Raw genomic sequence first — 22,976 nt, forward strand, 5'->3', positions numbered from 1 at the left:
CCGCCGGAGGGGCGGCCCGGATCAGCCCGGGCCGAGCGCCTCCAGGATCCGGCATTCCGCCACCGTCCCGTGCCGGCACTGCTCGATGAGCAGGGCAAGTTCCCGGCGGAGGGCGGCGAGGCCGGCGAGCTTCCGGTCCACCTCGGCGAGGTGCTCCCGCGCGATGGCATCCACCGCCGCGCAGGAACGCTCCCGCTGATCCGCCAGGTCGAGCAGGGCGCGGACCTGCGCCAGGGAGAAACCCAGATCGCGGGCGCGGCGGATGAAGCCGAGACGCATCAGGTCGCCATCGCCATAGGCACGGTAGTTGCCGCCCGTCCGGGGCGGCGGCGGGAGCAGGCCGCTGCGCTCGTAGTAGCGGATCGTCTCCACCTTCGTGCCGGTCGCCCGGGCGAGGTCGCCGATGCTGAAACTGCCGGTCGCCATGCGCTTGACCCTGGAGTGGCTACAGGCTGCATGCTGCCGCTCACCGGTTGCCGCCGTCGAGATGGTGCCATGGCCTGCTGCCACGATGACCACTGCTCCGCCGCGAAGGCGCAGCCGCTCGACAGCCCACAATGGCGCCGGGCGCTCTGGATCGCCCTGTCCGTCAATGCCGGGTTCTTCCTGGCCGAGGTCGCGGCCGGCGCCGCCGCCGGCTCGGCCGCCCTCATGGCCGATGCGCTCGACTTCTTCGGGGATGCGACGAATTACGCCATCAGCCTCGGCGTCGCCGGCATGGCGCTCGCCTGGCGGGCGCGGGCCGCGCTGGTGAAGGGCTGGACGCTGATCGCCTTCGCGCTCTGGGTGCTCGGCAGCACGGGCTGGCATGCCTGGGCCGGAACCCTGCCGCGGGCCGAGGTGATGGGCCTGGTCGGCGCCGCCGCCCTGCTGGCCAATGGTGGCGTCGCGCTGATGCTCTACCGCTTCCGGGGCGGGGACGCGAACATGCGCTCGGTCTGGATCTGCTCCAGGAACGATGCCGTCGGGAACCTGGCCGTGATGCTCGCCGCGGCCGGCGTCTTCGGCACCGGCACCGGCTGGCCCGATCTGGTCGTGGCCGGGATCATGGGCGGGCTCGGCCTGCAGGGGGGCTGGCAGATCGTCCGGCAGGCCCGCGGCGAGCTCCGCGGGGCGGAGGCCGGCCTGGCGCCGGCGGCGTAGCGCGGGGCAGGAGCAGCGATCGCCCGAATGGACCCGTGGGGCCGGCTGCTGACGGAAGCGCGCGGCACCGGCGGCTTCGAGCGGCCGGACACGACCCGGATTGCGCGGGCAGGGTGATCGCCCGGGGCTCGACGGCGGCGGCGAGGCGCGTAGGCTGGGGCCGGAGGAGTACCCGCCATGACCACAGCCCCCGTCAGCCGCTACCCCGTTCCCCGCCTCGAGGACATGCCCGAGGACATCCGCGCCCGCATCGAGAAGGTGCAGGAGAAATCGGGCTTCATCCCGAATGTCTTCCTGATGCTCGCCTACCGGCCGGAGGAATTCCGCGCCTTCATGGCCTATCACGACACGCTCATGGACAAGCCTGGCGGCCTGACCAAGGCGGAGCGGGAAATGATCGTGGTCGCCGTCTCGTCCTTCAACCAGTGCCAGTACTGCGTCATCGCGCATGGCGCGATCCTGCGCATCCGGGCCAAGAACCCGCTCATTGCCGACCAGGTCGCCGCCAATTTCCGCAAGGCCGACATCACGCCGAAGCAGAAGGCCATGCTGGAATTCGCCCTCAAGGTGACCCAGCGGGCCAATGAGGTGGAGGAGGCCGACAGCGCGGCGCTGCGCGACCTCGGCTTCTCGGATGACGACATCTGGGACATCGCGGCCATCGCCGCCTTCTTCGGCATGTCCAACCGGATGGCCAATGTCACCTCGCTTCGGCCGAATGACGAGTTCTACACGATGGGCCGGGGCTGAACGGGATGGCCGAGCTTCGCTGGGAACGCATGACGGCGCCGGAGCTGAAGGCGCTGGCGGCGCGGGACGCGCTGGTGGTGCTGCCGATCGGCAGCCTGGAGCAGCACGGGCCGCATCTGCCGGTCTGGACCGACAGCGCCCATGCGCATGAGATCGCGCTGCGCGGCGCCGCGGCGGCCGATCTGCCGGCGGTGGTGCTGCCGCCGATGTGGCTGGGCCTGTCCGAGCACCATCTGCCCTTCGGCGGCACCATCACGCTGGATTATCCCACCTTCCATGCGGTGTTGCGCTGCGTGGTGCGGTCCCTGCTGGCGGATGGCTTCCGGCGGCTGCTGATCGTCAACGGCCATGGCGGCAATATCGACCCGCTGGCGGTCAGCGCGCGGGAGCTGGCGGCGGAGTTCGGCGTCCCCGTGGTGGTGACCACCTGGCCGAACCTGGCGCCGAAGGAGATCGGCGCCATCCTGACCACCCAGCCCGGCGTGCAGCATGCCTGCGAGGGCGAGACCAGCCTCTGGCTGGCGCTGGATGCGGCGCAGGTGCGGCAGGACAAGGTCGCCGAGGCCATGTCCAACCCGCCGCCCAACCCGCCCCCCGGCATGGTGCGCTTCTGGTCCTTCGAGGAGCGCGCCCCGCGCACCGGCGTGCGCGGTGACCCGCGCGCCGCGACGGCGGGGAAGGGCGAGGCGATCCTGGCGGCCGTGACCACGGCCCTGGCCGCCGCCATGCGCGACCCGGCGCTGTGGAGCAGGCCGGATGATGTCTGGGCGGCGGGCCGCGCCCAGCGTTGAGACACGAGCCGGGTGCAGCGGGTGCCTGACCCGCTGGCGGAGAAGTGTGGGCGCTTGACGGGCTGATCCGGCCTTACCGAAGTCACCTGCCGCAGTCTTGCCATGCGGATGCATGTATCTAGGCCGTGCGGATGTGCAGGATTGCAGCAGAACCAGCTCGCAATCCCTGCCTTCTGCTCTCTTTGAATCGTGCAGCCGGCTGCCGCGGTCAGGCATTGGGTGACGCAACTGCCATGCAGCTGTCTCGTTCCGCTTGGCGCAGTATGGGTGTTACGCTCCATCGCCGTTTCCCCCGCGCCGAATGGGAACTCCCGTGCATCGTCGAGACGCCTTTGCCGCCATTGCCGCCTCAGCGCTCCTCCTGAAGGCGGATGGCGATCCTGTTGCTGCCCAGCCCAATCCGGCTGCGGCGCGCCCGTTCAGCGATGGCACCGTTCGCGACCTGGCGCGTGACCTTGCCAAGCGTCCCCATCGTGCACCCGACGACAGGCTGCCGCGCGAATTCACCGACCTCAGCTATGACGACTACCGGAAACTGACCTTCGACCGGGAGCGCGCGTTGTGGCGCGGGGCGAACCTTGGCTTCCAGGTCCAGCTGTTCCATCGTGGCTTCCTTTATACACGCAAGGTCGAACTGTTCGAGGTGGTCGACCGTCAGGCGCGTCCCATTCTCTACGACCCGTCGCCCTTCAATCTCGAGGGCCGTCCCCCGCCCGGTGCCGATTTCGGGCATGCCGGCTTCCGCATCACCCACCCGCTGAACAAGCAGGGCGTGTTCGACGAGGTCTGCGCCTTTCTCGGCGCCAGCTATTTCCGGGCGGTCGCCCGGGAGCTTCGCTACGGCCTCTCGGCGCGGGGCCTCGCCATCAAGACCGCCGATCCCTCCGGCGAGGAATTCCCGATGTTCCGCGCCTTCTGGCTGGAACGGCCACATGCCGGGGCCAATTCCGTGGTGGTGCATGCGCTGCTCGACAGCCCGAGCGCCACCGCGTCCTTCCGCTTCACCATCCGGCCGGGCGACAGCACCGTCTTCGATGTGCAGGCGAGCATCTTCCCGCGCGTGGAACTGGCGCTGGCGGGCATCGCGCCGCTGACCAGCATGTATTTCTTCGCCCCGAACGACCGCGGCGGCGTCGACGACTACCGCGGCGCGGTGCATGATTCCGATGGCCTGCTGCTTGCCACCTCGCGCGGCGAGCAAATCTGGCGGCCGCTGCACAACCCACGAGACCTGCAGGTCAGCCATTTCACCGAGGTCAATCCGCGCGGCTTCGGCCTGATGCAGCGCCGCCGCGGCTTCACCGACTACAACGACCTCGAGGCAAGCTACGAGCGCCGGCCCAGCCTGTGGGTGGAGCCCATCGCCGATTGGGGCCCCGGCAGCGTCCAGCTGGTCGAGATCCCGACCAATGGCGAGATCCACGACAACATCGTGGCGTTCTGGCGCCCGGAACAGCCGATGCGTCCGGGCGAGGAATACAATTTCGTCTACCGGCTGCACTGGCTGCCCGTGATGAAGGGCAACCCCGAGCTGGCGCAGTTCGTCGAGACCCGTATTGGCGCCGCGAGCACGCGCGGGCGGCTGTTCGTGCTGGATGCGGTGGGCGGCAGGAACCAGGAGGTTCCAGCCGATACGCTGCCCACGCTGGACCTGCGCACCAGCGCCGGTGAGATCCACAACCCGGTGGTGCAGGCCAACCCGCATACCGGTGGCTGGCGCGTGCATTTCCAGCTGCTGCCGGGCTCGGCGCGGCTCGCGGAATTGCGCGCCGTGCTGACCTTCAACGACCGTCCGCTCACCGAGACCTGGCTCTACCGATGGACAGCCTGATCAGCGGTCCCGGAGCGAAGTGGCGGGCACTGCCGGAGACGGCGCCGCTGGAGATGCCGGTGCAGTCGCTAGGGGCGATGCCGCCGCCGGGACCATCGGCGCGGCCTTCCGCCCCGCGCGGCATGGCGTGGCGGCGGGTACTGGTCCTGGGCGGGGCGGTGTTGCTGACCGCCTTCGCCACGCGCGAGATGGGATTGGTTCTGGATATCGCGCGGCCCACCGCGACGCAGATCGTCCTGCTGCTGCTGTTCGTGCCGCTGTTCGCCTGGATTGCGCTGTCTTTCGTCAGCGCGGTCTGCGGTTTCGCTAGCCTGCTGCATGGCGGCGGGCGGCGCCTGGGCATCGACCCTGAGGCAGCGCTGCCGAAGCTGAGCACGCGCACGGCACTCCTGATGCCGGTGTACAACGAGCCGCCGGAACGGGTGATGGCGGGCTTGCAGGCCGTCCATGAGAGCTTGGCTGCCATCGGCGCCTCGGAGCATTTCGATATCTTCATCCTCAGCGACACGACCGACCCCGATGCCTGGGTGGCGGAGGAAGCGGCCTTCCTGGCGCTGCGGGAGCGCACCGGCGACGACCGGCACATCTTCTACCGGCGTCGCCAGAAGAATACCGAGCGCAAGGCGGGCAACATCGCCGAATGGGTACAGCGCTTCGGCGGCGCCTATCCGCAGATGCTGGTGCTCGACGCCGACAGCGTGATGGACGGTGCGGCGCTGGTGCGGCTGGCCGCGGCGATGGAACGCCATCCGGATGTCGGGTTGATCCAGACCCTGCCGGTGATCGTCAACGGCAATTCCTTCTTCGCGCGGATGCAGCAATTCGCGGGGCGCGTCTATGGCCCGATGATCGCGGCCGGCATCGCCTGGTGGCACGGGGCGGAAGGCAATTACTGGGGCCACAACGCCATCATCCGCACGCGTGCCTTCGCCGGCCATGCCGGCCTGCCGACGCTGCCTGGCCGCAAGCCCTTCGGTGGCCACATCCTCAGCCATGATTTCGTCGAGGCCGCCCTGCTGCGCCGCGCCGGCTGGGCGGTGCACATGGTGCCGGCGCTGCGCGGCAGCTACGAGGAAAGCCCACCCGCACTGACGGATCTGGCGGTGCGCGACCGGCGCTGGTGCCAGGGCAACCTGCAACATGCCGCGGTGCTGCCGGCACGCGGCCTTCACCCCATCAGCCGGCTGCACCTGCTGACCGGGATCGGCTCCTACATCACCGCGCCGCTCTGGCTGCTGTTCCTCGTGGTCGGCGTGCTCGGCGCGCTGGAAGCGCGCTTCATCCGGCCGGCCTACTTCCCGAGCGGGCCATCCCTGTTCCCGGACTGGCCGGTCGTGGATCCGGTGCGCGCCATGTGGCTGTTCATCGGCACCATGTCGCTGCTGCTGGTGCCCAAGCTGCTGGCCTGGGCGCTGCTGTTGCTGAACCGGGAGGACCGCCGCGGCATCGGCGGCGGCGTGAGATCATTCCTCGGCCTGCTGCTGGAGACCCTCGTGGCGGGCCTGCTGGCACCGGTGACGATGCTGACGCAGAGCGTCGACGTCGTGTCCATCCTGCTCGGACGCGACTCAGGCTGGCAGCCGCAGCAGCGCGACGACGGCAAGCTCCGGCTGCGCGAGGTGCTGCGGCTGTATTGGCGGCACACCGCCTTCGGGCTGCTGTTCGGCCTCTCCTCCTGGCTGGTCTCGCCCTTCCTCGCGCTGTGGATGCTGCCGGTCACGCTCGGCCTGACGCTGGCGGTGCCGCTGGCGGCGCTGACGGCGCGGCCGGCCGGGCTGCTGCGCCGGTTCGGAGTGCTGTCCATTCCCGAGGAACGGGACCCGCCGGCCGTGCTGGCGCGCGCCAACACGATCCGGCGGTCGCTCGTGTCAGCTGCGGAGGAGGTCGAGGCGGTGCGCCGGCTGGCAGGCGATCCGGCGCTGCTGGAGGCGCATCGGCGGATGCTGCCGCCGCCGCGCCGCCCGCGGCTGGATCCGGTGGACCCGACCCTGCTGGTGGCCATGGTCAAGGCGCAGGAGGCGCGCGACCTGGGCGAGGCGCTTGACGGCCTGAGCCGGGCGGAAAAGGCGGCATTGCTGGCCGATGCCGCGGGCCTCGATCGCCTGGTGGGCCTGGCGGCGATCGCAGCGCGCGGCGGTGACCGGGCTCACCCGCGCAACCCCTGACCTGCCGCTGGTGCCGGCGCCCGCAGCATGGCGGGGTCCGGGAAGGGCTGGCGGGCAGGGGCAAGGCACCTGGCTGCACGGATCGACTGCCTGGGCGCATCGAGCCCCCCGCGCCTCGGCCCCTGCGGTGCGGATCTGCGCCGGGCGCCTGAACCCGGGCAGGCGGGTCAGCGCGCCGGCGGTGATGCTCGCCTCCCCGCTGGTGGCGTGGAGGGCGCCCGGATGCGGGTAGCCGTGCCTGCACCCTCGCCTGCGGACGGCGGCCGCCGAACCCGCCCGGACATGGCTGCGGTACCAGCCCGGCAGCGGGCTCGCCCGGGAATGGCATCGCGCCTCAATAGGAGAAGGGCGCGTTCAGCCGGACCCCCGGTGCCGGGCGGAACAGCTTGTCCTCCAGCAGGTCCGGGCTGCCTTCCTGCGCCTGGCCGCGGCCGGGCATGTTGCGGTTGATGATGCTGGGATTGATCCGCGCCCGGTCCTCCTCCACCACACGCGGCCCCTCCTTCGTCCGGTCCGGCACCGGGGCGTGGCTGGATCGCGGCGCCTGTGCCGACTTGCCCGCGGGTGGCTGGGCGGGGGACTTGGGCAGGTCCAGCGCCGGCGGCTTGCCGGCAGTGCGGGATCTCTGCTGCGCCAGGGCGGGCGCCGCCGGCAGGAGCAGCAGCAGGGGCAGGAGGTCCCGTCGGCGCATCACAGGCCAGCTTGCCGCGGCGGCGGCCGGCTGCCCCGAGGATCATCGGGCGGGTTGGTGGCCGGCGCCGCCAGAGGGCGGCCCTCCCTCTCCCGCCAGTGGCGGAGCGCCCAGTGGACGGAGGGGAAGGCGACTTCCTCCCAGGGGATCTCGTCCCAGCCAAAGAGCCGGACCTCGAGGCTTTCCGGCCCTGCCTCGAAGCCCGGGCTCTCGAAGCCGGCGCGGAAGATCACCTGCACCTGGCCGATGCGGGCGATGGAATAGACGGCGAGCACGCCATCGAGGGCGATGCGGGCGCGCGCTTCCTCCCAGGCCTCGCGCCGGGCGCCTTCCTCCACCGTCTCGGCCATTTCCATGTAGCCGGCGGGCAGGGTCCAGAAGCCGCGGCGCGGCTCGATGGCGCGGCGGCAGAGCAGGATGCGGCCGCCTTCGGAGACGACGCTGCCGACCACGATCTTCGGATTCTCATAGGCGACGAAGCCGCAATCCGGGCAGGTCAGGCGCTCTCGGTCATCCCCGGGCGGGACGGTGCGGAGGAAATCCGGCATGCGGCGACGATGCGCGGCGCTGCGCCCGGGCGCAAGGGCCGGTTGGGCGTGTCAGGAGGGTGCCGGCCACCGTGACGCCGAAGGCGCGAAGCCGGGTGCGGCGCGGCCAAGCCGTGGCGCCGGGCGGCCGCGCCGCCTCAGACCCGCAGGTCGAGCAGCGAGCCGCGGGGCAGGGGGCGGAGGGGCTGGGGCGGCACGGCCTCGAGCGGCCGCTGCGATGTGGCGGCCTGGCCCTGCGCCGTGACCGGTGCGGCGGGGGAGACGCCCCGAACCGGCTGCGTTTCCCCCGGCCGGCCGATGGCCGGCGTGAAGGCGCTGAGCGAATGGGTGGCGATCATGCGCAGGATGGTAGCGCCCAGGTCCGAATCGACCGTTAAGGCCACCCGCCGGGACGGGATGCGGTGGCGGCCGGGCGGGGCTGCGGGGGCGATGCGCATGGGGCGGCCTTACGCCGCCCCGGCCTTAAGGGTCCAGTAACCTGTGGTTGGGTGACGGGAAGGCGATCAGCCTTCCAGCGCCGCCACGCCCGGCAGGGTCTTGCCTTCCAGCCATTCCAGGAAGGCGCCGCCGGCGGCCGAGACATAGGTCATGCGGTCGGCGACGCCGGCATGCTTGAGGGCGGAGACGGTGTCGCCGCCGCCACCGATCGACTTCAGCCCGGCCGATTGCGTCAGCGCCGCGACGGACTGGGCGGTCGCGACCGTCGCCGTATCGAAGGGCGGGGTCTCGAAGGCGCCGAGCGGGCCGTTCCAGACCAGGGTCGATGCCTTGCGCAGCCGCGTCTCGATTGCCGCCACCGTGTCGGGGCCGACATCCAGCGCCATCATGTCGGCCGGCACCTTGTCGATGCCGACGGTGCGGGTCGGCACATGGGGGGCGAAGCTCGCCGCCACCACCAGGTCGGTCGGCAGCAGGATCTCGCAGTTGTTGGCCTTCGCCTCCTCCAGGATCTTCCTGGCGGTGTCGTGCATCTCCGCCTCCTGCAGGGACTTGCCGACGGAATGGCCCTGCGCCGCGAGGAAGGTGTTGGCCATGGCGCCGCCGATGACCAGCACATCCACCTTCTTCGAAAGGTTGCCGAGCAGGTCGAGCTTGGTGCTGACCTTGGCGCCGCCGACGATGGCGACCACCGGCCGGGCAGGGTTGCCGAGCGCGGCGTCCAGCGCCTCCAGCTCCGCCTGCATCAGCCGCCCGGCATAGGCCGGCAGCAGCTTCGCCACGCCCTCGGTGCTGGCATGCGCGCGGTGCGCGGCGGAGAAGGCATCGTTGACGAAGACGTCGGCGAGCTTGGCGAGGCCGGCCGAGAGCGCCGGGTCGTTCTTCTCCTCGCCGGCGTGGTAGCGGGTGTTCTCCAGCAGGACGACATCGCCGTCGCGCATGGCGGCGGCGGCGGCCTCCGCCTCCGGCCCCACGCAGTCATCGACGAAGGTGACGGGCTTGCCGAGCGCCTCGCCCAGCGCCTCCGCCATCGGCCTCAGCGACATCTCGGGCACGCGCTTGCCCTTGGGGCGGTCGAAATGGCTGCAGACGATGACGCGGCCGCCCTTCTCCGCCAGCTCGCGGATGGTGGGCGTCAGGCGTTCGATGCGGGTACGGTCGGTGATGCGGCCGTCCTTGACCGGGACGTTCAGGTCCGCGCGGAGCAGGACGCGTTTGCCGCGGGGGTCAAGGGAATCAAGCGTACGGAAGCGGGCCATCGGAGGGCTCCTCAAGGGCGGATCACCGCAGGGCGGAACGCGCCATGGCGCGATTCCGGCCCGCGGCACTGCGTCCAGTGCCCGTCCCGCCCCGCCGCCGCAGCGGCGCCCCCCGGCCTCCTGGTCGGGGGAGGGTCGGGCGGGCGCCGTGTCGTCTATGCGGGGCTCAGAGCTTGCCGAGCAGCGCGGCGGTGTCCGACATGCGGTTGGAGAAGCCCCACTCGTTGTCGTACCAGCTCATCACCCGGACCATCGCGCCGTCCACGACCTGGGTCTGGGTGGCGTCGAAGGTCGAGGAATGGGCATCGTGGTTGAAGTCGATGCTGACCAGCGGCTGGGTGTTGTAGCCGAGGATGCCCTTCAGCTCGCCCTCCGAGGCCTCCTTCATCGCCTGGTTCACCATCTCCTTCGTCACGCCCTCGGCCTTGAGGTTCACGTCGAGGGAGATGAGGGAGACATTCGGGGTCGGGATGCGGATGGCGGTGCCGTCCAGCTTGCCCTTCAGCTCCGGCAGCACGAGGCCGACGGCCTTGGCCGCGCCGGTGCTGGTCGGGATGGCGGAAACCGCCGCGGCGCGGGCGCGGTGCAGGTCCTTGTGCAGCGTGTCCACCGTGTTCTGGTCACCGGTATAGGCGTGGATGGTGACCATGTAGCCGCGCAGGATGCCGAACTTCTCGTGCAGCACCTTCGCCACGGGGGCGAGGCAGTTGGTGGTGCAGGAGGCGTTCGAGACGATCTGGTGCGAGGGCTTCAGGATGTGGTGGTTCACGCCATAGACGATGGTCGCCTGGGCGGAGCTGTCGGAATGCGCCTCGGCCCAGGTGACGGGGGCGGAGACCAGCACCTTGCGCGCGCCGGCCTGCAGCAGGAGTGCCGCCTTGTCAGAATTGGTGAAGATGCCGGTGCACTCGGCGGCGACATCCACGCCCTGCCAGGGCAGCTTGGTCGGGTCCCGCTCGGCCGTCACCTTGATGGGCGAGTAGCGGCGGCCATTGGCGGTGATGAGGAGGCTGCTGCCCTCGACCTGCACCTCGCCGGGGAAGCGGCCATGGACGCTGTCGTAGCGGAAGAGATGGGCATTCGCCTCGACCGAACCGAGGTCGTTGATGGCGACGCACTCGACATCGCTGCGCCCGCTCTCGATCATCGCGCGGAGCACCAGGCGCCCGATGCGCCCGAAGCCGTTGATGGCGACCTTCACGGCCATGATCTTTTCCCCTCTCTTTCGCTCGATCGTCATTGGGCCGGACCGCCGGGGCCTGAGGTGGGCCGGGCCGGGATCCGGTCCAGAAGCCTTATTCCAGGTCCGCAGGGCGCTGCCTATTCAGCGCCCCGCGAAGGCAGCCTCAGCCGAGGCGCTTCTTCACCGCCGCGACAACCGCTTCCGGCGTGATGCCGAAATGGCGGAACAGATCCTCGGCCGGCGCCGAGGCGCCGAAGCCGGTCATGCCGATGAAGAGGCCATCCGGCCCCAACCAGCGCTCCCAGCCGAAGCCGATCGCCGCCTCGATGCCGACGCGCAGCGCATCGCCCAGCACCTGCGTCTGGTAGCTGGCGTCCTGGGCGGCAAAGAGTTCCCAGGAGGGCAGCGAAACCACCGCGACCGGGATGCCCTCCGCCTCCAGCGCCGCCCTGGCGGCCAGCGCCACCCCCACCTCGGAGCCGGTGGCGATCAGGGTGGCGCGGCGGGGGCCGCTGGCCTCCTCCGCCACATAGCCGCCGCGGGCGCAGCGGTTCTCGCCGGCATCGGTGCGGAAGGCGGCCAGGTTCTGGCGCGAGAGGGCGAGGACCGAGGGCCCATCCGCCCGCTTCACCGCCAGTTCCCAGCACTCCGCCGTCTCCATCGCGTCGCCGGGGCGGAAGACCACCAGGTTCGGGATGGCGCGCAGGCTGGCCAGGGTCTCGACGGGCTGGTGGGTCGGGCCGTCCTCGCCCAGGCCGATGCTGTCATGCGTCAGCACATGGATGACCCGCTGGCGCATCAGCGCGGCGAGCCGGATCGCCGGCCGCATGTAGTCGGCGAAGACCAGGAAGGTGCCGGAATAGGGGATGATGCCGCCATGCAGCGCCATGCCGTTCATGGCGGCGGCCATGCCGTGCTCCCGCACGCCCCAGTGGATGTAGCGCCCGGCAAAATTCCCCCGGACGACGGAGGGAATGCCCTTCACATTGGTGTTGTTGGACCCGGTGAGGTCGGCCGAGCCGCCGACCATCTCCGGCACCGCCGGCACCAGCGCCTCCAGCGCCTTCTGGGAGGAGACGCGGGTGGCGAGCTTCGGCCCGTCCACGGCGTGCTTGGCGCGCAGCTCGGCCAGCGGCTCATGCCAGGACTCGGGCAGCTTGCCGGCCATGGCGCGCTCGAACTCGGCGCGCATCGGGTGCTTGGCCAGGCGCTTCAGCCAGGAATGGCGGGTGCCGGCGCCGCGGCGGCCGGCGGCGTTCCAGCGCTCCCGGATGCCCTCCGGCACCTCGAAGGGCGGGTGGTTCCAGCCCATGGCGCTCTTCGCCGCCGCCGCCTCGTTCGGGCCGAGCGGGCTGCCATGGCTGCCCGCCGTGCCGGCCTTGCTGGGGGCGGAGAAGCCGATGATGGTGCGGCAGGCGATCAGGGTCGGCCTGCGGTTGCGGGTCGCCCAGGTGAGGGCCGCCTCCACCTCGGCGGCGTCGTGCCCGTCCACCCGGCGTACCGCCCAGCCATAGGCCTGGAAGCGCTTCAGCGTGTCGTCGCTGAAGGAGAGGCCGGTATCGCCATCGATGGTGATGCTGTTGTCGTCGTAGAGGACGCAGAGCTTCTCGAGCTGCAGATGCCCGGCGAGGCTCGCCGCCTCGTGGCTGATGCCTTCCTGCATGCAGCCATCGCCGGCGATGACCCAGGTGCGGTGGTCCACCAGGGACTTGCCGAAGCGCGCCGCCAGCAGCCGCTCCGCCAGCGCCATGCCGACGGCATTGGCCAGCCCCTGGCCGAGCGGGCCGGTGGTGGTCTCGATGCCCGGATGCTCGCCGAATTCGGGATGGCCGGCGGCGGGGGAGTGGAGCTGGCGGAAGCGCTGCAGCTCCTCGATCCCCATGCCCGCATGCCCTGTCAGGTGCAGCAGGGCATAGAGCAGCATGGAACCGTGGCCGGCCGAGAGCACGAAGCGGTCGCGGTCCGGCCAGCGCGGGTCGGCGGCATCGAATTTCAGGAAGCGCGTGAAGAGGACGGTGGCCGCATCCGCCATGCCCATGGGCATGCCGGGATGGCCGGACTTCGCCTTCTCCACCGCATCGATCGCAAGCGCCCGGATCGCATCCGCCATCCGCCGCTCCTCCGTGGCCGGGCGCGCCAGGATGGCGGCCTGGGCCTCGAGGGCCGGGTTGGGGGCGTCGGGGCTCGGGGCAAGACTGGCCAAAGCAGCAATCTCCGGATTGCCGCGCCCTATACGGCGACGGGCCGGAGGCGGCAACCGCGCAAGGCAGGGCGGAATCTTCGCCCCTGGGTTCTCTGCTGGGGCGGAAGGGGAAGCCGACTGGCGGCGCGGTGCTGCGGCGCGGTATAGGACGCCCATGGATTCAGCCGCCCCCGCGCCCGCGCCCTACCGCGAAGGGCTGCCGCCGCAGCCGCCCGGGCCGCCCGAGGGCGAGCAGCATGTCACCGTCTCCGAGACCGCCCGCGACCTCGTCATCGGCATGGCCGATGGCCTGACCCTGCCCTTCGCGCTCGCCGCCGGCCTCTCCGGCGCCGTCACGGCCAACCCGCCGATCGTGACCGCCGGCCTCACCGTGATCGCCGCCGGCGGCGTCGCCCTGGGGCTCGGCGGCTACCTCGCCGCGCGGACGGATGCGCAGCACTACGCGGCGGAGCGGCGGCGGGAGGAACAGGAGACCCACGACTATCCCGAGCGGGAGAAGTGGGAGGTCTCGGCCATCCTCCACCGCTACGGCCTGCGGGGAGAGACGCTGCAGCGCGCGACGGAGGCCGTCGCCTCCGACCGCCGGCGCTGGGTGGATTTCATGATGCGCTTCGAACTGGAACTGGCCGAGCCGGTGCCGGGGCGGGCGGCGTCCTCGGCGGTGACCACCGCCGGCGCCTATGTGGCGGGCGGGCTGATCCCGATTGCGCCCTACATGCTGCTGAACGAGACCATGCCGGCGCTGGCCTGGTCCGCGGCGCTGACCGGCATCGCGCTGTTCGGCTTCGGCTGGCTGAAGGCGCGGGTGACCGGCCTGCCGGCACTGCGCGGCGCGGTGCAGAGGCTGGCGGTCGGCGGCGTCGCGGCCGCCCTCGCCTTCGTGGTGGCCGGGCTGGTCGGCGGGTGATGGGCGGGGGGCAAAGCCCCCCGGCCCGGCTACAGCGCCCGGTTCGCCCGGGCCAGCACCGCCTCGAACAGCACCTGGCAGCCGGCCTCGGCCTCCTCCGGCTGGATGCTCTCGGCCTCGTTGTGGGAGAGGCCGTCCTTGCAGGGGGTGAAGATCATCGCCGTCGGCACGCTGCGCGCGACATAGACCGCGTCATGCCCGGCGCCGCTCACGATCTCCCGCGCCGGCAGGCCGAGCTTCGCCGCCGCCTGGCGCACCAGATCGACGCATCCGGGATCGAAGGGCTGCGCCGGCAGGCGGAACAGCTCCGTCAGGGCCAGCGGCGTGCCGCCATCGCGCGCGATGGCCTCGGCCTGCCGCGGGAAGTCGGCCGCGAGTGCCTCGATCTCGGCAAAGTCGGGGTGGCGGAACTCGACGCTGAAGCGGACCTCCCCGGGGACGACGTTGCGGCTGTTCGGGAAGACATGCAGCTGCCCCACCGTGCCGCGGCCATCCTCGCCCCGCGCGCGCATGAGCCGGTCCACCAGGTCGATGATCCGCGCGGTGGTCACCAGCGCATCGCGGCGGGCGGAGGGCGGGGTAGTGCCGGCATGCGCGTCCTGGCCCGTCACCACCGCGTCGTACCAGACCTGCGCCTGCGCGCCGGTGACGATGCCGATCTGCCGGCCCTCCTTCTCCAGGATCGGGCCCTGCTCGATATGCAGCTCGAAATAGGCATCCGCGGGGAAGGGCTTTGCCGGGTGCTCGCCCTTGTAGCCGATCGCGGTCAGCGCCTGCTCGACCGAGACACCCTCCACATCCTGCAGGCCATAGACCTTCTCCAGCGGATAGACCCCGGCCCAGGCGCCGCTGCCCATCAGGGAATGGCCGAAGCGGCTGCCTTCCTCATCGGTCCAGTTCACCAGCTCGATCGGCGCCTCGGTCTGGATGCCGAGGTCGTTCAGGCTGCGCATGACCTCGAGCCCGGCGATGACGCCGAGCGCGCCGTCGAACTTGCCCCCCGATGGCTGGCTGTCCAGGTGGCTGCCCATCAGCACCGGCAGGCGGTTCGGGTCGCGGCCCTCCCGCCGGGCGAACATGTTGCCGATGGCGTCCACCCGGACCGTGAGGCCGAGCGCCTCGCACCAGGCGCGGAAGCGGTCGCGGCCGGCGCGGTCCACCTCGGTGAGCGTGAGGCGCTTCACGCCGCCCTTCGGCGTCGCGCCGATCTCCGCCATGGACATCAGGCTGTCCCACAGCCGCTTGCCGTCAATCCGCTGGTTCGTGCCGCTCATGCTGCCTCCGGCCGGCTGTTGCGCCGCCTGGCGGCGCGGAAGGCCGCGGGTCTAGCGCGGAACGAGGGCCGGCGGAACCGGCCGGCCCGGGCACCCCGGCATCGCCGGCGTGGCGCGTGCCTGCCCCAGGCGGCAGGCACGCGTCCCCCTCAGGCCCGCACCAGCGGGCAGCCACCCTGCGCGAGCGGCCGGAAGGCTTCCTCCGCCGGCGTGGTCTGCAACACCTTGTAGTAGTCGAAGGCGCCGCGGCTTTCCTCGGGCCGCTTCACCTCGAACAGATAGACGGGGTGCAGCTTCCGCCCGTCCTCCCGGATCCGGCCGGTGCCGAAGGCATCGTCATCGGCCGGCATGGCCTTCATGCGTGCGACCGCTTCCGCGCCGCTCGCCTTGGCGGCTGCCACGCCCATGTCCTGCACCGCCTTCAGGTAGTGCAGCGCCGCGGCATAGGTGCCGGCATGGGTGCTGGCGATGCCCGGATTGGGTCCGACCTGCTGGCGCAGCCGCGCAGTGAAGGCGCGGGTGCGGTCGTTCAGGTCCCAGTAGAAGCTCTCCGTCACGATCAGCCCGGCGGCAGTCCTGAGGCCGAGCGAATGCACCTCCGTGATGAAGAGCAGCAGGGAGGCCAGCTTGATGCCGCGCCGGGTCAGGCCGAATTCGGCCGCCTGCTTCACGCAGTTGGTCGTGTCCGTGCCGGCATTCGCCAGGCCGATCACCTTGGCATTGCTCGCCTGCGCCTGCAGCAAGAAGGAGGAGAAATCCTGCGTGCCGGGGAAGGGGGTGCGCACGCTGCCCAGCACCCTGCCGCCCGCGGCGCGCACGAAGCCCGCCGTGTCGCGTTCCAGCGCATGGCCGAAGGCGTAGTCGGCGGTGATGAAGAACCAGGTGTCGCCGCCCGCCCGCACCGTCGCGCCGCCGACGGAATTCGCCAGCATCCAGGTGTCGTAGGTCCAGTGCACCATGTTGGGCGAGCAGCTCCTGCCCGTGAGGTCGGAACTGGCGGCGGAGCTGTTCAGATGGACCTTGTTCTTCTCCCGCACCAGGTCGTTGACCGCGAGCGCGACGGAGGAGGTGGCGACATCCACCAGGCAATCCACGCCGTCGCGGTCGAACCACTGGCGGGCGATGTTGACGCCGATATCGGGCCGGTTCTGGTGGTCGGCTGCCAGGATCTCCACGTTGAAGCCGCGCGGGCCGAAATCCTGCACCGCCTGCCGCACCGCGGCGACCGAGACCTGGCCCGTGACGTCGCGGTACATCCCAGACATGTCCACCGGCACGCCGAGCCGGATGGTATTCGCCGCTTGCGCCCGGGCGCTGCGCCAGGGCAGGCCGCCGAGCGCCGGCGCGGTCGCCGCCGCCTTGAGGATGGTCCTGCGGTCCGGATGGGCCATGATGTCGTTCCTCCCCGCGCGGCGGCCTCTTGGAAGGTCCGGGCCGCCTGCGCGGGGGGATGCTACCGGATCGGATCGCCGCCGCGTAAGCCCGAACCTGAGGCGCCGCTCAGCCGAATTCGACCGTCAGGTTCATCGGGAAGATCCCGAACTCGTCGTCCATCCGGATCCGCCCCTCCGGCCCCGGCGCCCGGCGGAGACCGGGCAGCCGCAGCACGGCCTTGCAGATCTCCGGCACCATGACCTTGTTCATGTGGATCCCGAAGCACTCATGCAAGCCGTAGCCGAAATGCATATAGGCGTGGTCCGGCCGGTCGGTGCGGAAGGCGCGCGGGCGGGGGACCCGCCGGCCATCGAACATGGCGGAGCGGGTCGCCGCCAGGACCAGCGTGCCGCGCGGGATCACCCGCGACCGCAGGGTGCCGCCGGCCAGCCGGTAGGTCTCCTCGCACTGCCGGTACAGCCAGGGCGCCAGCGGCCAGAAGCGGGCGGCCTCGAAGACGTAGCGGGCGACCGCGGCATCGTCATCGGCGCGCGCCGCGGCCTGCGCCTCGGCCAGTTCCCGCGGGCGGTCGAGCAGCCGGTCGAAGAGCTGCGGGATCAGCATGGGGGCCTGCGGCATGGCGCCGACGATCAGCCCGATCAGGTTGTTGCGGATCTCCCGGTCCGACAGGCCGGGCAGGCCGATATCCTGGAAGCGCAGGCAGCGCTCCAGCATGTCGTCATGCCGGCCGCGGTCCTGCTTGCGCGCCCTGATCGTCTCCTCGATGTCGCGGCGCAGGGCGGCGGCCACCGGTTCCGCCCTGGCCTGCCGTGCCGGATCGTTGCCGGGGCTGGCGAACATGTAGCCGAAGAGCCGCCGCGCCTGTTCGGAGATCTCCTCCACCGACCGGCCGGGCGTGCCGAAATAGGCACCGAACAGGCGTGTCGTGACCTCCTGCGTCAGTTCCATGGCGAGGTCGAGGCGTCCCCTCTCCCGCACGCGGCCGATCACCTCCTCCGCCAGCCGCCTCGTCTCCGGCTTCACCCGCGCCATCGCCTCGGCCTGCGGCGCGGCAAGGCGCAGGGTGGCCTTGTCGCGCCTCTGCCGCTCCTCGTCCCGCATGCCGAGGAAGATGTTGTCGCCCTCCATGATGACCGCGATCTTCGGCGCATAGACCACGTTGAAGGTGTTGGGGCGGGACAGCACCTCCTGCACGTCGTCATAGCGGGTGATGAGCGCATAGTGCCGGCCGCCCCGGCGGACCACCAGGATGGGCAGGGTGTTGCGTAGGATGCGGAAGACCAGGTCCATGTGCCGCATCCCCAGGGCAAGCAGGCGCGCGGCCAGGCCAGGCATGTCGGACATGGGGCGACTCTCCGGCGGCGGTGGGGCGCCGGCCATGGCCGGCGCCGTTCGGGGGCAGGGATCGGGCGTGTTGCACTATGCGGCGCGCGATCGTGCCGGGCCACTGGCGAAGCCGTGCGTCCGGGGGTGGCATCACGCGACGGCAAGGCGCAGCATGGCGGCCTGCAACCACCCGGATTCGGATCCGCTTCACACCCGATGATCGCCACGCCACGCGCGGGCCGCGCCGAGAAGCGTCACCCGCGTCGCCGGACGCCGCCGCAGCGCCTGCTTGCCGGCTTCGCCGGCACCACCTTCGCCCTGCTCGGCTGCGTCGGCCTGCTGCAATGGACCGACCACCCCTGGCTGCTGCCCTCGCTCGGCGGTTCCTGCGTCATCCTCTTCGGCATGCCGCGCGGGATCATGGCGCAGCCGCGCAGCTTCCTCGGCGGGCATCTGCTGGCGACGGCCACCGGGCTGGTCTTCCGCGCCGGCCACCTGGCCTTTGGCGGGCCGGTCGAGCTCTGGGCCGCGCTCGCGGTGGGCGCCGCCCTCAGCCTGATGATGGCGACGCGCACCATCCACTCCCCCGCCGGCGCCAACCCGATCGTGGTCTTCGCCGAACAGGCCGGGCCCGGCTTCCTGCTCTCGCCCGTGCTGCCGGGGCTGCTCGTGCTCTTCCTGGTGGCGAGCATGGTCAACAACCTGCCGCGCCCCTGGGGCGCCGGGCCCTGGCCGCGCTTCCGCGAGGCTTCGCCCCGGCGGCCGGCCATGGCAGCATCGCCCGCCCGCCCGAGGGACCTGCCCGAATGACGACCGGACTCAGCATCGGCTTCCTGCTCTTCCCGCGCCTCACCCAGCTCGACCTCACCGGACCCTTCGAGGTGCTGAGCCGCCTGCCCGGCGCGACGGTCCGCACCCTCTGGAAACAGGCCGGGCCGGTGCGGTCCGATACCGGCCTCACCCTTCTGGCCGACACGGCGCTGGCGGATTGCTCGCAGCTCGACCTGCTCTGCGTGCCGGGCGGGCCCGGCGTCGCGGCGCTGATGGAGGATGCGGAGGTGCTGGCCTTCCTCCGCCGCCAGGCACCGGGGGCGCGCTGGGTCACCTCGGTCTGCACCGGGGCGCTGGTGCTGGGCGCGGCCGGGCTGCTGCGGGGCCGGCGCGCCACGACACATTGGGCGAGCCATGATTTCCTCGCCGCGCTCGGCGCCAAGCCGGTGGAGGCGCGGGTGGTGCGGGACGGTCCCCTCGTCACCGGCGGGGGCGTGACGGCCGGGATCGATTTCGCCCTGACCATCGTGGCGGAGATCGCCGGGCCGGAAGCGGCGCAGGCGATCCAGCTGCAGATCGAATACGCGCCGGCGCCGCCCTTCGCGGCCGGCCACCCCTCCCAGGCGCCGGAGGCGGTGCTGGCCGCGGCGCGCAGCCGCGGCGCGGCGATGCGGGCGGAGCGGGAGGCGCTGGTCGCCCGCGTCGCGGCGCGGCTGACCGCCGCCTGACCGGCGCGATGCCGGAGGAGCAGGCGCCCGGGGAGCCTCCGCCCGGGGATCCTCCGCCGGCGCGCGGGACGAACCGACTGCTGCTGCTCGGCATCGGCTATGCCTGCCTGGCGCTGGCGGCGATCGGCGCGGTGCTGCCGCTGATGCCGACCACCATCTTCCTGATCCTTGCCGCCTGGGCCTTCGGTCGCGCCTCCCCGGCGCTGCGTGCCAGGCTGCGCGCCCATCCGCGCTTCGGCGCGACGCTGCGCCACTGGGAGGACCATGGCAGCATCAGCCCGCGCGCGAAGCGCGCCGCGCTGGCCGGCATGGCGCTCGGCTGGCTGGTGATGACGGCGATCTTCCGCGACCTGCTGGCTTCCGGCCTCGCCGGGGCCTGCATGCTGGCGGTCGCGGCCTATATCCTCAGCCGGCCGTCGCAGCCGCGGCCGCGCGGCCCCATGGGGGAAACCGCCGCGCCGCGGCCGCGCTGAAGCCCGCAGCGAGGGTGCATGGGCCAGCCATGGGCGCGGCGAGGGTCTCCCCTGCGCCGGGCGCGGGTGGGCAGCCCGGCACCGCACGGGCAATTCCGGGCGGAAGCGCCCATATGAGGTGTTCAGGTCGCGCCGCGGCCCGCCTACCCCCGTGATCCCGGCTTGATGGCACGGCGCCGCCCAGGGCGGCGCCGGAACCGCAGGACATTCCCCGTGGCATATTCTCCGGCGAAAGCCGATACCCAGCCTCCGGTCGATGCCGCTCGCATCGAGGAGGAGATCGCCTACCTGGCCAAGCGCCACCGAATCAGCCCCGCCATCGTGCGGGAGATCATCCGCCGCCTCGGCTCCGCCGAGCGCAGCGCGGTGGAGCGCGAGATCAGGAAGGGCCAGTCGCGGCGATAGGCCCCCAGGCGCGCATTGCCGGCGCGCCCGGGAGTCCAGCCGTCCCTTTGGCAGGCCGCTTACACCGCCCGGCACCGCGCGCCGGGATGGGGCGGTCGCCGCGCGCCAGACAGCCAAATGAAATGCCGGTCCGCGGCATGCGGACCGGCATCGGGTCCGCTCAGCCAGCCTTTGTCCGGCGCCCCGCAGCAAGGTCCACCGCCTACAGCGGCTTGGCGTTCAGATCGATATGAAGGCAATCCGCTGTAGGTGATCCGGTCCGCTGGCATCGCGCCCGCCTCGCAGCAGGGTGGATCCGGCGGCGCGCCGATGGTGCACGCATAGCCGGCTTCGCCCGATGGCGGACCGCTTCGGAACTGCCTGTGCCGAGAGTGGATCGCGGACGGACGCGAACGCCCGGGAGCCTGAATCCGTCCGACAATCATTGGTCTGCAGCAGCCTGGCGTTCAGTCCAGAACGCCATCCGCCACAGGCACCCCTTGCCCGCCGCGGCAGGGCCCGGTCCGCCGGGCCGCGCCGCGCCGGCCTCAGCGCTGGCGCGCCTTGCGCGCCGCGTAGCGCGCGTCCCGCTTCGCCTTCTGCTCGGCCGCGAGCGCCAGGGCACGCGCCTTCTTCTCCTCATCGAGCTGGGCGGCGCGGTCGCGCTGCTCGGCCTCCGTGCGGGCCGCCGCCGCCCGTTCCTCGGCCTCGCGCAGCGTCCGTGCGCGCGCCTCGGCGGCCTCCGCCTCGGCCCGCGCCTTGGCCTCGGCCGCCAGGCGGGCGGCCTCGGCTTCCTTGGCCGCCTTGCGCTCGGCGATCCGGACCGCACGGGCCTCGGCGATCGCCTTCTGGGCCTCGCGCTTCGCAACGAGCGCCGGGTCGTCCTGGGCGGGGCGGGCGCGGAACCTCTCGAGCAGCGCCTGCTTCGCCTTCGCCTGGGTGGTCAGCCGGTCATTGAAATTGTCGAGCTTGCGAGCATTCATCCGGCCTTTCTACGCGAAAACACGCGGCCGGCATAGGATGCGCTGTCCGCGAGCGATGCATCCGGCGCGGCCCAGCCATCCCCGCCGCCGGGCTCCGCCCGGGCCGCCCCGATGGACGGGCGACGTGCCTGGGCGCATAGGGGGCCGATGCCGTCCGACACCGCCGGCCCGACGCCGCGCGCCGCGCCGGGGTCGACCCGCCGCCTCATCCTCCTGCTCGGCCTCGCCGCCTTCGCCGGGGCGCTGAGCGTCCGTGCCACCGATCCCTTCGTCACCACCATCGCCGCCGAATTCGCCACCTCGGCCGACAATGTCGCGCTGCTGGCCACCGCCTTCGCCGTACCCTTCGCGGCGATCCAGCCCATCCTCGGGCCGGTCGGCGATGCGCTGGGCAAGCGGCGGGTCATCCGCGCCGCGCTCCTCCTCCTCTCCTTCTTTGCCCTCGTCGCGCCACTCGCGCCCGATCTCGGCTCGCTGATGGTGCTGCGGGCGCTGACCGGCATGGCGGCCGGCGGCATCATGCCACTGACCCTGGCGACCGTTGGCGATGCCGTGCCGATCGAGGATCGGCAGGTGGCGCTCAGCCGCGTGGTGGTCTTCGCGATCGCCGGGCAGATCGCGGGCGGCGCGCTGGCCGGCGTGCTGGCGCCCTTCCTCGGCTGGCGCGGCGTGCTGGCGCTCTGCGGCGGCGTCGCCCTGGTCGCGGCCGGCCTGCTCTTCCTCATCCCCTTCGGTGGCCCGCCCGAGCCGCGGCGGCGGTTCGAGCCGGTGCGGGCGCTCGGCCGCTACCGGACGATCCTCGGGATGCCGGCGGCGCGGCTGCTCTTCGCCGCCGTCTTCATCGAGGGCCTGCTGGTCTTCGGCACCTTTCCCTATCTCGCCCCGGTGTTGGAGGCGCGCGGCCTCGGCAGCGCGGCGGGGGCGAGCCTGGAGGCGGGCCTTGCGGTCGCGGCCTTCGGCTGCGGCGGCTTCGCCTATGCCGCGCTGGCCCGGCCGATGCTGCGGCGGATGGGCCAGTCCCGCATGGTGCAACTCGGCGGCGTGATCGCCGGGCTGGCGCTGCTGGGCTTCGCCTTCGCGCCCGCGGCGGCGCTGTTCGTCGCGGCGGGCCTGGTGCTCGGGACCGGCTTCTACATGATCCACAACAGCATCCAGACGCGGGTGACGGAGGTGGCGCCGGAGGCGCGCGGCTCCGCCGTCGCGCTGCATGCCTGCCATTTTTTCGCCGGGCAGGCGCTGGGGCCGGTGCTGGTGGGGCTGGCGATCGGCGGCTTCGGGGCCGCGGCGGCCTTCACCCTGGCGGCGCTCGGGATTCTTGCGCTCGGCCTGCGGCTTGGGCGGCGGTAGAGCAGATCGCGGGAGGCCGTGCGGGACGGAGGCACGGCCTGATCCGCTGCCGTGCCGGTGGCGGACGGGCGTGGAGGCCGGGAGGCAGGCCGGCCCATCATGGGCTGCGGCGGACCGGCACCCCGTCCTGGCGGCATTCCACCATGGCGGCGGCACGGAAAAGGCCGGCACGCAGCGCGTGCCGGCCTGCCGGGTCCGGAGCGGCGTCAGCGGATTGCGTTCATATCTGAACGCAATCCGCTGACGCCCCTCCGCGATCGGCTCTAGCAGGCTGCTGAAAAGCGCGCAGGATCGGCGGGTGCGGTAGGCTCCGGCGGACCTTCCATGCGCCCGCTGCCGCGTGGCGGCTGCCAGAAACACGTTTCCGGCGCCAGCGGCGCTCCCTT

General features: G+C 72.0%; 22 protein-coding genes. 11 read left to right on the plus strand and 11 right to left on the minus strand.

Annotated elements, in window-relative coordinates:
* Positions 1-21: 21 nt before the first annotated feature.
* Positions 22-426 carry a MerR family transcriptional regulator gene (locus LHA35_RS23500; protein WP_226612959.1) on the minus strand — a complete coding sequence of 135 codons (405 nt, stop codon included), beginning with the start codon at positions 424-426 and terminating at the stop codon, positions 22-24.
* Positions 427-495: 69 nt separating this feature from the next.
* Between LHA35_RS23500 and LHA35_RS23505 the strand changes: the two genes are divergently transcribed.
* The 5 genes from LHA35_RS23505 to mdoH all read left to right on the plus strand — a co-directional run bounded on the left by LHA35_RS23505 (position 496) and on the right by mdoH (position 6,680).
* Positions 496-1,143: a cation transporter gene (locus LHA35_RS23505; protein WP_226612961.1), complete on the plus strand. Its 648-nt coding sequence runs from the start codon at positions 496-498 to the stop codon at positions 1,141-1,143.
* 177 nt (positions 1,144-1,320) lie between these two features.
* The gene (locus LHA35_RS23510) at positions 1,321-1,893 is read left to right on the plus strand and encodes a peroxidase-related enzyme (RefSeq protein ID WP_226612965.1); all 573 of its coding nucleotides are present in this window, start codon (positions 1,321-1,323) and stop codon (positions 1,891-1,893) included.
* 5 nt (positions 1,894-1,898) lie between these two features.
* Entirely contained in the window at positions 1,899-2,684 is a 786-nt protein-coding gene (locus tag LHA35_RS23515) for a creatininase family protein (RefSeq protein WP_226612969.1), read from the plus strand.
* 313 nt (positions 2,685-2,997) lie between these two features.
* Positions 2,998-4,515, plus strand: a complete 1,518-nt coding sequence (locus tag LHA35_RS23520; protein ID WP_226612973.1) for a glucan biosynthesis protein — start codon at positions 2,998-3,000, stop codon at positions 4,513-4,515.
* Positions 4,503-6,680 (plus strand): glucans biosynthesis glucosyltransferase MdoH, encoded by a 2,178-nt coding sequence (mdoH, locus tag LHA35_RS23525; protein WP_226612976.1) that lies wholly within the window; start codon positions 4,503-4,505, stop codon positions 6,678-6,680. Before LHA35_RS23520 ends, mdoH begins: the two co-directional genes overlap by 13 nt.
* A gap of 334 nt (positions 6,681-7,014) precedes the next feature.
* Here the strand turns inward: mdoH and LHA35_RS23530 are convergent, their stop codons facing one another.
* From LHA35_RS23530 to tkt, 6 genes are all read right to left on the minus strand, one after another.
* Positions 7,015-7,371 carry a hypothetical protein gene (locus LHA35_RS23530; protein ID WP_226612979.1) on the minus strand — a complete coding sequence of 119 codons (357 nt, stop codon included), beginning with the start codon at positions 7,369-7,371 and terminating at the stop codon, positions 7,015-7,017.
* A complete protein-coding gene (locus LHA35_RS23535) occupies positions 7,371-7,919 on the minus strand; it encodes an NUDIX hydrolase (RefSeq protein ID WP_226612986.1) in 549 nt (182 codons plus the stop codon). The genes LHA35_RS23530 and LHA35_RS23535 overlap by 1 nt, the downstream gene beginning before the upstream one ends.
* Positions 7,920-8,056: 137 nt before the next feature.
* A complete protein-coding gene (locus LHA35_RS23540) occupies positions 8,057-8,356 on the minus strand; it encodes a hypothetical protein (RefSeq protein WP_226612990.1) in 300 nt (99 codons plus the stop codon).
* A gap of 66 nt (positions 8,357-8,422) precedes the next feature.
* Complete coding sequence (locus LHA35_RS23545) at positions 8,423-9,616, minus strand: phosphoglycerate kinase (RefSeq protein ID WP_226612993.1); 1,194 nt, start codon at positions 9,614-9,616, stop codon at positions 8,423-8,425.
* Positions 9,617-9,782: 166 nt separating this feature from the next.
* Positions 9,783-10,823 carry a type I glyceraldehyde-3-phosphate dehydrogenase gene (gene gap / locus LHA35_RS23550; RefSeq protein WP_226612996.1) on the minus strand — a complete coding sequence of 347 codons (1,041 nt, stop codon included), beginning with the start codon at positions 10,821-10,823 and terminating at the stop codon, positions 9,783-9,785.
* A gap of 139 nt (positions 10,824-10,962) precedes the next feature.
* Positions 10,963-13,002 carry a transketolase gene (tkt, locus tag LHA35_RS23555; RefSeq protein ID WP_226612999.1) on the minus strand — a complete coding sequence of 680 codons (2,040 nt, stop codon included), beginning with the start codon at positions 13,000-13,002 and terminating at the stop codon, positions 10,963-10,965.
* Positions 13,003-13,156: 154 nt separating this feature from the next.
* Between tkt and LHA35_RS23560 the strand changes: the two genes are divergently transcribed.
* Positions 13,157-13,909 carry a VIT1/CCC1 transporter family protein gene (locus LHA35_RS23560; protein ID WP_226613004.1) on the plus strand — a complete coding sequence of 251 codons (753 nt, stop codon included), beginning with the start codon at positions 13,157-13,159 and terminating at the stop codon, positions 13,907-13,909.
* 29 nt (positions 13,910-13,938) lie between these two features.
* On the opposite strand, the gene LHA35_RS23565 is transcribed toward LHA35_RS23560, so the two are convergent.
* From LHA35_RS23565 to LHA35_RS23575, 3 genes are all read right to left on the minus strand, one after another.
* Positions 13,939-15,183, minus strand: coding sequence for a Zn-dependent hydrolase (locus LHA35_RS23565; protein WP_226613010.1), 1,245 nt, complete (start codon positions 15,181-15,183; stop codon positions 13,939-13,941).
* 149 nt (positions 15,184-15,332) lie between these two features.
* The gene (locus LHA35_RS23570) at positions 15,333-16,574 is read right to left on the minus strand and encodes an ABC transporter substrate-binding protein (RefSeq protein WP_226613013.1); all 1,242 of its coding nucleotides are present in this window, start codon (positions 16,572-16,574) and stop codon (positions 15,333-15,335) included.
* A 109-nt stretch (positions 16,575-16,683) separates the two neighbouring features.
* Complete coding sequence (locus LHA35_RS23575; protein WP_226613018.1) at positions 16,684-17,922, minus strand: cytochrome P450; 1,239 nt, start codon at positions 17,920-17,922, stop codon at positions 16,684-16,686.
* A gap of 198 nt (positions 17,923-18,120) precedes the next feature.
* On the opposite strand from LHA35_RS23575, the gene LHA35_RS23580 reads away from it, so the two are divergent.
* From LHA35_RS23580 to LHA35_RS23595, 4 genes are all read left to right on the plus strand, one after another.
* Entirely contained in the window at positions 18,121-18,714 is a 594-nt protein-coding gene (locus tag LHA35_RS23580; protein ID WP_226613022.1) for an HPP family protein, read from the plus strand.
* The gene (locus LHA35_RS23585; RefSeq protein ID WP_226613025.1) at positions 18,711-19,403 is read left to right on the plus strand and encodes a DJ-1/PfpI family protein; all 693 of its coding nucleotides are present in this window, start codon (positions 18,711-18,713) and stop codon (positions 19,401-19,403) included. The genes LHA35_RS23580 and LHA35_RS23585 overlap by 4 nt, the downstream gene beginning before the upstream one ends.
* An 8-nt stretch (positions 19,404-19,411) precedes the next feature.
* Positions 19,412-19,876, plus strand: coding sequence for a YbaN family protein (locus tag LHA35_RS23590; protein ID WP_226613026.1), 465 nt, complete (start codon positions 19,412-19,414; stop codon positions 19,874-19,876).
* Between the two features lie 213 nt (positions 19,877-20,089).
* A complete protein-coding gene (locus LHA35_RS23595; protein WP_226613029.1) occupies positions 20,090-20,281 on the plus strand; it encodes a hypothetical protein in 192 nt (63 codons plus the stop codon).
* Between the two features lie 527 nt (positions 20,282-20,808).
* Here LHA35_RS23595 and LHA35_RS23600 read toward each other — a convergent pair.
* On the minus strand, positions 20,809-21,243 hold the full coding sequence (locus LHA35_RS23600; protein ID WP_226613032.1) for a DUF6481 family protein: 435 nt from the start codon (positions 21,241-21,243) through the stop codon (positions 20,809-20,811).
* Positions 21,244-21,390: 147 nt separating this feature from the next.
* Between LHA35_RS23600 and LHA35_RS23605 the strand changes: the two genes are divergently transcribed.
* Positions 21,391-22,590 carry an MFS transporter gene (locus tag LHA35_RS23605; protein WP_226613035.1) on the plus strand — a complete coding sequence of 400 codons (1,200 nt, stop codon included), beginning with the start codon at positions 21,391-21,393 and terminating at the stop codon, positions 22,588-22,590.
* Positions 22,591-22,976 lie beyond the last annotated feature (386 nt).

Origin of the sequence: Roseicella aerolata (genome assembly GCF_020523605.1) — a bacterium.
Taxonomy (GTDB): domain Bacteria; phylum Pseudomonadota; class Alphaproteobacteria; order Acetobacterales; family Acetobacteraceae; genus Paracraurococcus; species Paracraurococcus aerolatus.